General features: G+C 56.2%; 5 protein-coding genes and 3 rRNA genes. 6 read left to right on the plus strand and 2 right to left on the minus strand.

The window, feature by feature from the left end; genetic code table 11:
* Window positions 1–16 precede the first annotated feature (16 nt).
* The 5 genes from ACA067_RS10625 (at window position 17) to ACA067_RS10645 (ending at window position 7692) form a co-directional block, all read left to right on the plus strand.
* Complete coding sequence (locus ACA067_RS10625; protein WP_497461700.1) at window positions 17–1417, plus strand: aminotransferase-like domain-containing protein; 1401 nt, start codon at window positions 17–19, stop codon at window positions 1415–1417.
* A gap of 564 nt (window positions 1418–1981) precedes the next feature.
* Window positions 1982–3518, plus strand: a 16S ribosomal RNA gene (locus ACA067_RS10630).
* A 312-nt stretch (window positions 3519–3830) separates the two neighbouring features.
* A 23S ribosomal RNA gene (locus ACA067_RS10635) occupies window positions 3831–6723 on the plus strand.
* A 152-nt stretch (window positions 6724–6875) separates the two neighbouring features.
* Window positions 6876–6991 (plus strand): 5S ribosomal RNA (rrf, locus tag ACA067_RS10640).
* The 16S, 23S and 5S rRNA genes sit together here, the layout of an rRNA operon.
* Before the next feature lie 251 nt (window positions 6992–7242).
* Window positions 7243–7692, plus strand: a complete 450-nt coding sequence (locus ACA067_RS10645; RefSeq protein ID WP_497461701.1) for a hypothetical protein — start codon at window positions 7243–7245, stop codon at window positions 7690–7692.
* A gap of 137 nt (window positions 7693–7829) precedes the next feature.
* On the opposite strand, the gene ACA067_RS10650 is transcribed toward ACA067_RS10645, so the two are convergent.
* Both ACA067_RS10650 and ACA067_RS10655 read right to left on the minus strand, forming a co-directional pair.
* Complete coding sequence (locus ACA067_RS10650; RefSeq protein WP_497461702.1) at window positions 7830–9185, minus strand: amidase; 1356 nt, start codon at window positions 9183–9185, stop codon at window positions 7830–7832.
* Between the two features lie 13 nt (window positions 9186–9198).
* Window positions 9199–10530: an MFS transporter gene (locus ACA067_RS10655; RefSeq protein ID WP_497461703.1), complete on the minus strand. Its 1332-nt coding sequence runs from the start codon at window positions 10528–10530 to the stop codon at window positions 9199–9201.
* 211 nt (window positions 10531–10741) lie between these two features.
* Between ACA067_RS10655 and ACA067_RS10660 the strand changes: the two genes are divergently transcribed.
* Window positions 10742–11779: a LacI family DNA-binding transcriptional regulator gene (locus ACA067_RS10660; RefSeq protein ID WP_497461704.1), complete on the plus strand. Its 1038-nt coding sequence runs from the start codon at window positions 10742–10744 to the stop codon at window positions 11777–11779.
* Window positions 11780–11967: the final 188 nt, after the last annotated feature.

Here is an 11967-nt window from a genome sequence, read left to right on the forward strand (position 1 = left end):
TTGAATGGACGTTTTTATGATGTTCTTGGATCCTGGTTCGCAGGCGCCACTGGTTGGCCAGATCGTTGCTGGCATCAGCCTGGCGATCAAACAGCAACAGCTGCGCCCCGGCAGTAAATTGCCCTCTATCCGCAAGCTCTCGCAATCTCACAAGGTCAGCCACTTCACCGTGGTCGAGGCCTACGATCGGCTGGTTGCAGTGGGCTTGTTGAAAGCGGTACCCAATGCGGGTTTCTACGTGCGGGAACTGGCTGACAGCGTTATGTGCGAGGCGCCATCGGCGGCTGCCGACCCAGACAGCGAGTTCGACTTCGACGCGTACCTGCTATTGCAACGAGTCTTCCAGCCAATGGGTATAGAGGTGCGTCCAGGCGTCGGTCTGTTGCCTGAACAGTGGACGGACGACGATGGCCTGCAACGTAGCCTGCGGATCCTGGCTCGCAGCGCGCCCGGCGATTTCTCCGGTTACGGCATTGCCAAAGGCAGCGCGAAGCTGCGCGCCAAGCTGGCTGAGAAGCTGGCGGACAGCCGGATTGCCGCCCACCCCGAACAAATCATCCTGACCAGCGGCGCCAGCCATGCACTGGACCTGGTGGTGCGTTACCTGGTGCAACGTGGCGACAGTGTGCTGGTAGACGAACCGGGTTATCACAACCTGTTTCTCAACCTGCATTTGCAAGGCGCCAAGCTCCTGGGCGTGCCGCGCACCCGTGACGGCATCGACCTGATACAGCTTGAGCAATTGATCGTGCAGCACCAGCCCAAGGTGTTCTTCACCAACACCCGCCTGCAATGCCCGACCGGCACCAGCCTGTCGCTGGCGGTCGCCCATCGTTTGCTGCTATTGGCGCAGAAGCATGATTTTCTGATCGTCGAAAACGATATCTATGCCGACCTGGACCCGAGCGGGCAGCAGGCCCTGGCCGGGATGGATCAGCTGTCGCGGGTGATTTACATCGCCAGCTTTTCCAAGACCATTGCTCCGGCATTGCGAGTGGGCTTCATCGCTGCCCGCCACGAGCTGATCGACGAGTTGCTGCCGCTGAAACTGGTCAGTGGCCTGACAACCTCGCAAATCACTGAAGAGCTGACCCTTGAAGTGTTGCTGCAAGGGCGCCATCGTAAACATGTCAAACAGCTGCAAAGCCGTTTGGCTGAGGCTCACGAGGTCGTCGGCCGGCGCTTGCGCAGTGTAGGCATGGAGCTATTTGTCGAACCCTATGCGGGTCTGTTCCTTTGGGCGCGGCATCCGAAGATCGAAGACTCCACAGCGCTGGCCATGCACGCCAGGGATGAAAAAATCCTCCTTGCCCCAGGACAGTTGTTCATGCCCGATGCGCGAGTGGTGCCCTGGATTTGCTTCAACGTGGCCCATTCGATGGATGAACGAATCCATCGTTTTCTAGGCGAAATATGACCCGTCGGACCGTTCTGCAACGGGATGACGAGGCGGCAGGGTACCTTCGGCAAAGCACAGTCGGTTTGAATCTATTCAAAAAGCGCTTAGTCAATGTCCACGAAACAAGAGGTGCTTCAGTGACGATGTGGTCTGGATTCTCTGCTGCCTTGATGCTTTGTATTGACCTTGGAAGTTTCCATAGTGGTACCTGGGTTCTTTGGGAAGGAAAAGAATTTTTAGAGGGGGGTTGACCACGTATTTGAATCCTGTATTATTCGCCTCCCGCTAACGAGCAGTTCGCTGCTGGTTTAGCTTAAGTAATTGATTTTGTTAATGAAATCAGGCGCTTTTAAGGGTTGCTGTTTGAGAGAGTGTGCTGTAGAGTGCGCTCCTCGGTTGAGACGAAAGATCTTAACCAACCGCTCTTTAACAACTGAATCAAGCAATTCGTGTGGGTGCTTGTGGAGTCAGACTGATAGTCAAAAAGATTATCAGCATCACAAGTTACTCCGCGAGAAATCAAAGATGTAACCAACGATTGCTGAGCCAAGTTTAGGGTTTCTTAAAAACCCAAAGATGTTTGAACTGAAGAGTTTGATCATGGCTCAGATTGAACGCTGGCGGCAGGCCTAACACATGCAAGTCGAGCGGTAGAGAGAAGCTTGCTTCTCTTGAGAGCGGCGGACGGGTGAGTAATGCCTAGGAATCTGCCTGGTAGTGGGGGATAACGCTCGGAAACGGACGCTAATACCGCATACGTCCTACGGGAGAAAGCAGGGGACCTTCGGGCCTTGCGCTATCAGATGAGCCTAGGTCGGATTAGCTAGTTGGTGAGGTAATGGCTCACCAAGGCGACGATCCGTAACTGGTCTGAGAGGATGATCAGTCACACTGGAACTGAGACACGGTCCAGACTCCTACGGGAGGCAGCAGTGGGGAATATTGGACAATGGGCGAAAGCCTGATCCAGCCATGCCGCGTGTGTGAAGAAGGTCTTCGGATTGTAAAGCACTTTAAGTTGGGAGGAAGGGCAGTTACCTAATACGTTGCTGTCTTGACGTTACCGACAGAATAAGCACCGGCTAACTCTGTGCCAGCAGCCGCGGTAATACAGAGGGTGCAAGCGTTAATCGGAATTACTGGGCGTAAAGCGCGCGTAGGTGGTTTGTTAAGTTGGATGTGAAATCCCCGGGCTCAACCTGGGAACTGCATTCAAAACTGACAAGCTAGAGTATGGTAGAGGGTGGTGGAATTTCCTGTGTAGCGGTGAAATGCGTAGATATAGGAAGGAACACCAGTGGCGAAGGCGACCACCTGGACTGATACTGACACTGAGGTGCGAAAGCGTGGGGAGCAAACAGGATTAGATACCCTGGTAGTCCACGCCGTAAACGATGTCAACTAGCCGTTGGGAGCCTTGAGCTCTTAGTGGCGCAGCTAACGCATTAAGTTGACCGCCTGGGGAGTACGGCCGCAAGGTTAAAACTCAAATGAATTGACGGGGGCCCGCACAAGCGGTGGAGCATGTGGTTTAATTCGAAGCAACGCGAAGAACCTTACCAGGCCTTGACATCCAATGAACTTTCCAGAGATGGATGGGTGCCTTCGGGAACATTGAGACAGGTGCTGCATGGCTGTCGTCAGCTCGTGTCGTGAGATGTTGGGTTAAGTCCCGTAACGAGCGCAACCCTTGTCCTTAGTTACCAGCACGTTAAGGTGGGCACTCTAAGGAGACTGCCGGTGACAAACCGGAGGAAGGTGGGGATGACGTCAAGTCATCATGGCCCTTACGGCCTGGGCTACACACGTGCTACAATGGTCGGTACAGAGGGTTGCCAAGCCGCGAGGTGGAGCTAATCCCAGAAAACCGATCGTAGTCCGGATCGCAGTCTGCAACTCGACTGCGTGAAGTCGGAATCGCTAGTAATCGCGAATCAGAATGTCGCGGTGAATACGTTCCCGGGCCTTGTACACACCGCCCGTCACACCATGGGAGTGGGTTGCACCAGAAGTAGCTAGTCTAACCTTCGGGAGGACGGTTACCACGGTGTGATTCATGACTGGGGTGAAGTCGTAACAAGGTAGCCGTAGGGGAACCTGCGGCTGGATCACCTCCTTAATCGACGACATCAGCTGCTCCATAAGTTCCCACACGAATTGCTTGATTCACTGTAGAGGCGATAGGCATCCATATGGTTGTCTTTTTCGTTAGAGTTTAGAAATGAATATTCGCAGATGAATATTGATTTCTAGTCTTTGATTAGATCGTTCTTTAAAAATTTGGGTATGTGATAGAAAGATAGACTGGACAACACTTTCACTGGTGTTGGATCAGGCTAAGGTAAAATTTGTGAGTTGCTCTTTATGAGCAAGAATCGAATTTTCGGCGAATGTCGTCTTCACAGTATAACCAGATTGCTTGGGGTTATATGGTCAAGTGAAGAAGCGCATACGGTGGATGCCTTGGCAGTCAGAGGCGATGAAAGACGTGGTAGCCTGCGAAAAGCTTCGGGGAGTCGGCAAACAGACTTTGATCCGGAGATGTCTGAATGGGGGAACCCACCTAACATAAGTTAGGTATCTTAAGCTGAATACATAGGCTTAAGAAGCGAACCAGGGGAACTGAAACATCTAAGTACCCTGAGGAAAAGAAATCAACCGAGATTCCCTTAGTAGTGGCGAGCGAACGGGGACTAGCCCTTAAGTGGCTTTGAGATTAGCGGAACGCTCTGGAAAGTGCGGCCATAGTGGGTGATAGCCCTGTACGCGAAAATCTCTTAGTCATGAAATCGAGTAGGACGGAGCACGAGAAACTTTGTCTGAATATGGGGGGACCATCCTCCAAGGCTAAATACTACTGACTGACCGATAGTGAACTAGTACCGTGAGGGAAAGGCGAAAAGAACCCCGGAGAGGGGAGTGAAATAGATCCTGAAACCGTATGCGTACAAGCAGTGGGAGCCCACTTTGTTGGGTGACTGCGTACCTTTTGTATAATGGGTCAGCGACTTATTTTCAGTGGCGAGCTTAACCGAATAGGGGAGGCGTAGCGAAAGCGAGTCTTAATAGGGCGTCTAGTCGCTGGGAATAGACCCGAAACCGGGCGATCTATCCATGGGCAGGTTGAAGGTTGGGTAACACTAACTGGAGGACCGAACCGACTACCGTTGAAAAGTTAGCGGATGACCTGTGGATCGGAGTGAAAGGCTAATCAAGCTCGGAGATAGCTGGTTCTCCTCGAAAGCTATTTAGGTAGCGCCTCATGTATCACTGTAGGGGGTAGAGCACTGTTTCGGCTAGGGGGTCATCCCGACTTACCAAACCGATGCAAACTCCGAATACCTACAAGTGCCGAGCATGGGAGACACACGGCGGGTGCTAACGTCCGTCGTGAAAAGGGAAACAACCCAGACCGTCAGCTAAGGTCCCAAAGTTATGGTTAAGTGGGAAACGATGTGGGAAGGCTTAGACAGCTAGGAGGTTGGCTTAGAAGCAGCCACCCTTTAAAGAAAGCGTAATAGCTCACTAGTCGAGTCGGCCTGCGCGGAAGATGTAACGGGGCTCAAACCATACACCGAAGCTACGGGTATCACTTAGGTGATGCGGTAGAGGAGCGTTCTGTAAGCCTGTGAAGGTGAGTTGAGAAGCTTGCTGGAGGTATCAGAAGTGCGAATGCTGACATGAGTAACGACAATGGGTGTGAAAAACACCCACGCCGAAAGACCAAGGTTTCCTGCGCAACGTTAATCGACGCAGGGTTAGTCGGTCCCTAAGGCGAGGCTGAAAAGCGTAGTCGATGGAAAACAGGTTAATATTCCTGTACTTCTGGTTATTGCGATGGAGGGACGGAGAAGGCTAGGCCAGCTTGGCGTTGGTTGTCCAAGTTTAAGGTGGTAGGCTGGGATCTTAGGTAAATCCGGGATTCTAAGGCCGAGAGCTGATGACGAGTGTTCCTTTTGGAACACGAAGTGGTTGATGCCATGCTTCCAAGAAAAGCTTCTAAGCTTCAGGTAACCAGGAACCGTACCCCAAACCGACACAGGTGGTTGGGTAGAGAATACCAAGGCGCTTGAGAGAACTCGGGTGAAGGAACTAGGCAAAATGGCACCGTAACTTCGGGAGAAGGTGCGCCGGTGAGGGTGAAGCATTTACTGCGTAAGCCCATGCCGGTCGAAGATACCAGGCCGCTGCGACTGTTTATTAAAAACACAGCACTCTGCAAACACGAAAGTGGACGTATAGGGTGTGACGCCTGCCCGGTGCCGGAAGGTTAATTGATGGGGTTAGCTAACGCGAAGCTCTTGATCGAAGCCCCGGTAAACGGCGGCCGTAACTATAACGGTCCTAAGGTAGCGAAATTCCTTGTCGGGTAAGTTCCGACCTGCACGAATGGCGTAACGATGGCGGCGCTGTCTCCACCCGAGACTCAGTGAAATTGAAATCGCTGTGAAGATGCAGTGTATCCGCGGCTAGACGGAAAGACCCCGTGAACCTTTACTATAGCTTTGCACTGGACTTTGAATTTGCTTGTGTAGGATAGGTGGGAGGCTTTGAAGCGTGGACGCCAGTTCGCGTGGAGCCAACCTTGAAATACCACCCTGGCAACTTTGAGGTTCTAACTCAGGTCCGTTATCCGGATCGAGGACAGTGTATGGTGGGTAGTTTGACTGGGGCGGTCTCCTCCTAAAGAGTAACGGAGGAGTACGAAGGTGCGCTCAGACCGGTCGGAAATCGGTCGTAGAGTATAAAGGCAAAAGCGCGCTTGACTGCGAGACAGACACGTCGAGCAGGTACGAAAGTAGGTCTTAGTGATCCGGTGGTTCTGTATGGAAGGGCCATCGCTCAACGGATAAAAGGTACTCCGGGGATAACAGGCTGATACCGCCCAAGAGTTCATATCGACGGCGGTGTTTGGCACCTCGATGTCGGCTCATCACATCCTGGGGCTGAAGCCGGTCCCAAGGGTATGGCTGTTCGCCATTTAAAGTGGTACGCGAGCTGGGTTTAGAACGTCGTGAGACAGTTCGGTCCCTATCTGCCGTGGACGTTTGAGATTTGAGAGGGGCTGCTCCTAGTACGAGAGGACCGGAGTGGACGAACCTCTGGTGTTCCGGTTGTCACGCCAGTGGCATTGCCGGGTAGCTATGTTCGGAATAGATAACCGCTGAAAGCATCTAAGCGGGAAACTAGCCTCAAGATGAGATCTCACTGGGACCTTGAGTCCCCTGAAGGGCCGTCGAAGACTACGACGTTGATAGGTTGGGTGTGTAAGCGCTGTGAGGCGTTGAGCTAACCAATACTAATTGCCCGTGAGGCTTGACCATATAACACCCAAGCAATTTGACTACTCGAAAGAGCATCAGATTGCGGTGTGTGAAGACGAAACGAACCGAAAGTTCGAGACCTCACAAAACACCGAAAGCTATCACATACCCAATTTGCTGAAACGTCGAAAGACGGTTCAGTACCCGAATTTCTTGACGACCATAGAGCATTGGAACCACCTGATCCCATCCCGAACTCAGCAGTGAAACGATGCATCGCCGATGGTAGTGTGGGGTTTCCCCATGTGAGAGTAGGTCATCGTCAAGATTAAATTCCGAAACCCCTATCTGCGTATGCAGGTAGGGGTTTTGTTTGTCCTCGAAAAAACATCCGGAGACTGGTATGGAGTACCCGCTGGGTTTTGATTGCTCCTTGCCCGTCTTCCCATCGAAAATCACGGGCCCTTACCCGCGTGATCACCCTTTCGAACTGCCGGTACTGCCCAAACGCAACGCCTAACACAGGGAATATCAATGCATCAGGTTGCGCAATGTTATCTTGGCGTATGGAAGCGGCGTTTGATCCAGCACCGCTCAGGGCATTCGGACAGCGAAACGGCCGTGTATTGGCTACAGACACCGCGACTGTTTGCCGACCTGCGAATCCCCGCCAATCCGCTCCCCAGTCTGGCACTCGAAGAACTCAGCCACTCTCAACATCTGGCGTTTTGTGAACAGAAAGGTTTCGCCGGGGTGACCCAGATAGACGCCGACATTTGCCAATGGCATCGCAAAATGGACTATCAGCCGGTCAGTGGCGCTGAAGACATTGGTCGCATGCGCTTTGAAACCAGTGAGTGCCTGATCGAAACCGCTCTGGACGAAAGTTACTACGAAATATGGGAACGCTTGCCCGACTCCCTCGGCGCTTGTCGTGGCCAATGGTTGCAAGCGATGGATGAGCCATCACGTCAGGGCTGTCTGCTATTGGCCGGGGACTATTTTCTGTTCGCCGCCAGCCGCCAATGAAGCCGTCACGTCTTCACTCGGCACATTCATTCCAGCTGGCGGTTGGCGCTGTGCGCCTGATCCGTGACCGTCGTAAAGGGGCATAAAAAACCCCGAAAGGCTCAAGCGATTCGGGGTGGTCTGGATTCGCCGGTCCACTAGTCCCGCACGAATCGCTGCGCCGTAACCCGCAACAAACGATCATCCTCTCCCGAGGCGCCAATCACCTGCAGCCCTACCGGCATACTCCTTACCTGGCCCACCGGCAGGCTGATCGCAGGCAGCCCGGTGAGGTTCCAGGCACTGGTATGGCTGAGCAGCGCGGCGCGCACATCGATGTCCTGCTCACCAACCCGGACCTCGCGCGCGTCGACCGCTGTCGCGGTAATCGGCACGCTGGGCGAGACCAGGAAGTCATAGCGCTCGAACAAGCGCGCCATCGCCGCCTTGAGCCGTACCTGGCCGGCCTGGGCGCGGATGTATTGCCAGCCCCTGACTTCACGCGACAATTCGAGGCGCTCGCGCACCTCCTGCTCGAACTTGTGCGATGCATCCTGCATGCGCTCGGCATGCACATCGAAGGCCTCGGCGCGTTGCAGCACCAGCAAGGTGTCTTTCATTCCGGCCGCCAGCGGCTCCAGTTCGGCAGTATCCAGCAGCGCCTCGCCAAACAGCTGCTGCGCCGCCTGGTAGACCTGCCGATCCAGCTCGGCGTCGACCGGGCCGAAGCTGCCGCTGGTGATCCAGCCAACCCGCAACAGTCGAGGGTTGGCCACCGGCGCACAAACTCGCCCAGCCACCACCTCGAACAGTAGGCGCGCATCCTCGATGTGGTTGGCGATCGGGCCCACGTGGTCGAGGCTCGACGACAGCGGGAACACCCCCTCCAGCGGCACGCTGGCAAACGATGGCTTGAAGCCGACCACTCCGCACAACGCCGCTGGAATACGGATCGACCCGCCGGTGTCGGTGCCCAGCGCCAGCGGCACCAGACCACTGGCCACCGCAGCGGCACTGCCGGCGCTGGAGCCGCCAGTGATACAGCTGACATCCCACGGGTTGCGTGCCGCGCCCTGCAGCGAGCGGTCGCCGGTCGGGCCGTAGGCGAATTCGTGGGTCAAGGTCTTGCCGACAATGACCGCACCCGCCTCGCGCAGGCGCTGCACGCACAGCGCATCGCGGCTCGGCTTGAAGCCTGCGAAATGCGCCGAACCATAGCTGGTGACGTGGTCGAACGTGTCGATATTGTCTTTGACCGCCACCGGGATGCCGTGCAGCGGGCCCAGGTCCAGGCCCTGGGCGAACAACTCGTCGGCGTTGCGCGCCTGGGCCAGCGCCACGGGGGCATCGACGTGAACGAAGGCGTTCAAGATCGGATTCAGGCGCTCGATGCTGTCCAGGGCTGCTTGAGTCAGCTCGACGCTCGTCAGGCTGCCCGCGCGCAGACGCTCAGCCAGCGTGATGACCGATAGACCAAAAAAATATCCAACGTGAGGAGGTTTTGCCAGGCTCATACAAACAACTCCATCAAACTGCTGCGGGTAAAGGGGACGGGCTGACCTGCCGACTGCCGGGACGCACCATCAGCATCGCGCTCATACCCAGTGCAGTGGCCACCGCCGCCGCCACGAACATCGACGAGTAGCCATAGCGCACGGTCAGGTAGCCGGTCAGCATTGGCGCGATGAACGAAGCGGTGTTGGCGATGAAATGGGTCATGCCGCTGTAGGCACCGACCCGGTTGGACGGCGCAGTGTCGATCACCACGGCCCAGTAAACCGAGTTGGGCAGCGCGTTGAGGGCGTTGGCCAGGGTCATCAGGGCAATCACGCCCCACACGGTCTGGGCCTGCGAGACCAATATGAAACAGAGCGTGGTCAACAGCAGACAGGTCGCGGCCAGCCAGCTGCGTGCCACCTTCAGGTTGCCGGTGCGGCGCAACAGCAGGTCGGAGATCTTGCCGCCCAGTAGTACGGTGAAGCAGGCGCCGGTCCACGGAATCATGCCCATGTACCACAGCGACGACAGGTTGTAGTGGAACTCGTCCTGCAGGTATTTGGGGGTCCAGGTCAGCAGCAGGAACGTCACGTACACGAACGAGAAGTAACCGACCGCATTGAGTATCAGGTCCTTGTTCTTGAAGAAATGCCATACCGGCGCAACGCTGGTGGTCGGGGTCGAGGCATTGGCCGCCGCGGCGCGTTCCCGTCGCAGGAAGTCGCGCTCGGCCTTGGACACCCGCGGGTTCTCATCGGGGGTGTTGGTGAAGCGCGTCATGAAGAAGATCAGCAGCGCCAGGCTGACCACGCCCAGCACCACGAACATGCTGCGCCAGCCGCCAGTCAGGGTTTGCAGGCCTACCGCCACCGGGGCGGTGAGCAGCGCGCCCAGTGGTGTGCTGAGCAGTCCGACCGAGACCACGAAGCCGCGCTCCTTGGGCGTGGCCCAGTTGGCCACGCTCTTGTTGATCACCGAGTAGGCCGGGCCTTCGGCAAAGCCGAACAGCACGCGGATCGTGGCGAAACCGGCCATGGCCGAGCCGCCCATGAATGCCAGCCCGAGGTCACCGGCAAACGCGGTGGCGATCTCGAAAATCGACCAGGTGGCACCCGCTATCAGCCAGATGCGCCTGGCGCCAAAGTGGTCGGCCAGGATCCCGCCGATCAACGCCCCGAGGATGTAGCCGTAACCGAAATAACCCAGGACTTTGCCCCAGTCGGCCTTGTCGAAACCGTACTCCGGAAGAATGCTCGCCGATGCATAGGCAATCGCGCCGCGGTCAATGTAGTTGAGCAGTGCCATCAGCATGATCAGGAAGAAAATCTGGTAGCGGAAAGACGGAATAGCTGCGCTCTTCATAGGGATCTGACTCGTCAAAATGATGGCAGAAGTCAAAAAGTCGGCCGCGTCCGGCGTATTTTTTATTGTTTGCCCAAACGTTTGGGTTGACGAAATGTAGAGACAGAAAAAGTTTTAGTCAATCGTTTGGGTAAAGGTTTATTTCCGGGAAGATGTCCGGATTGAGGTAGAATCGCGCGCTGGATAACGCACGGTTGGAAGCCTCTCAGACATGCCGAATCAATCTCGCCCCGCCACCCTGAAGTCCATGGCGACTGCACTCGGGTTGCACGTCTCAACGGTGTCACGGGTGCTCAATGGCGACCCGACCGGGGTTGAGCGAGCGGCGTCGGCCGAGGTGGTGGCGCGTATCCGCGCATTGGCCAAGGAGCTGGATTATCGGCCGAACACGCAGGCATCCAACCTGAAATTGCGTAAAAGCCAGGAGATCTGCGTGCTCATGCCACGTCTCACCGACCTGGTAATGGCGACCATTTACGACAGCATCGACAGTGCGGCCGAGCAGGCCGGCTACCTCACCTTCGTCTCCAATACCGACGACCAGCAGCCGCGCCAGATGGCGCGTGCCGAGCACGCCTTGCGCCGCTCGGTGGCCGGGCTGATTGTGGGTGACTCGCACGTGGGTGAAACCCAGCCCCTACTCGATCTGCTTGCGCGCAAGCACATTCCCTACGTGTTGGTCAGCCGGCAGATTGCCGGGCACCTGACGGCGGCCAGCGACGACGAATTGGGCGGCTGGTTGGCGGCCGAACACTTGTATCGGCTGGGCTGTCGCGATGTGGCGATCCTGGCTGGCGAACGGCATGCGTCCACCGGGGCTGATCGTACCCGCGGGTTCATCCGTTACTACCGTGAGCAAGGCTTCACCCTGCGCCCCGAGTGGATCCTCAATGGTCCTTTTGACAGCCACACCGGGCACCGGCAAGGCGAATATCTGTTGGGGCTCGACCCGCGCCCGCAGGCATTTTTTGCGGTCAACGACTTCCTTGCCATCGGCCTGATGGGCGCCGCGCGCGACAAAGGATTGCAGCCAGGCAAGGACATTGCCGTCGTCGGCTTCAACGACATCCCGCTGGCCAACGAACTGCTCGTTCCACTGACCAGCGTGCGCCTGCCGCTGGCGCAGATGGGCCGGCATGCGGTGGAGTTGCTGCTCAAGCGCATCAAGGGCGAGGCCGCCGAGTCGATCATCCTTGCGCCGCAGTTGCAGGTGCGTGCAAGTTCCTCGCTGTTGCGCCGCGCTGACTGAGGGGCGGCGGCGCCGCAACGCCCTGGTTTCGTGTAGGAAGAAACCAGGTTTCGCGCAGGTAGAAACTTGGCTATACTATTTTCAGTTATAAGGATATTCCTGAAGAGTATAACGGCGCGATCTATCGCTTTCTATCTATGACCCTCTCACATGGGACCTAAGTAGTTGGCCGACGCTGTGAATTAGCC

The sequence above is a fragment of the Pseudomonas sp. LBUM1674 genome (genome assembly GCF_059695635.1).

Bases quoted from the DNA above. Each gene is read 5' to 3' on its own strand.
- ACA067_RS10650 (WP_497461702.1), bottom strand. From the start codon at position 9,185: ATGAGCCTGGCAAAACCTCCTCACGTTGGATATTTTTTTGGTCTATCG.
- ACA067_RS10655 (WP_497461703.1), bottom strand. From the start codon at position 10,530: ATGAAGAGCGCAGCTATTCCGTCTTTCCGCTACCAGATTTTCTTCCTG.
- ACA067_RS10660 (WP_497461704.1), top strand. From the start codon at position 10,742: ATGCCGAATCAATCTCGCCCCGCCACCCTGAAGTCCATGGCGACTGCA.
- ACA067_RS10625 (WP_497461700.1), top strand. From the start codon at position 17: ATGATGTTCTTGGATCCTGGTTCGCAGGCGCCACTGGTTGGCCAGATC.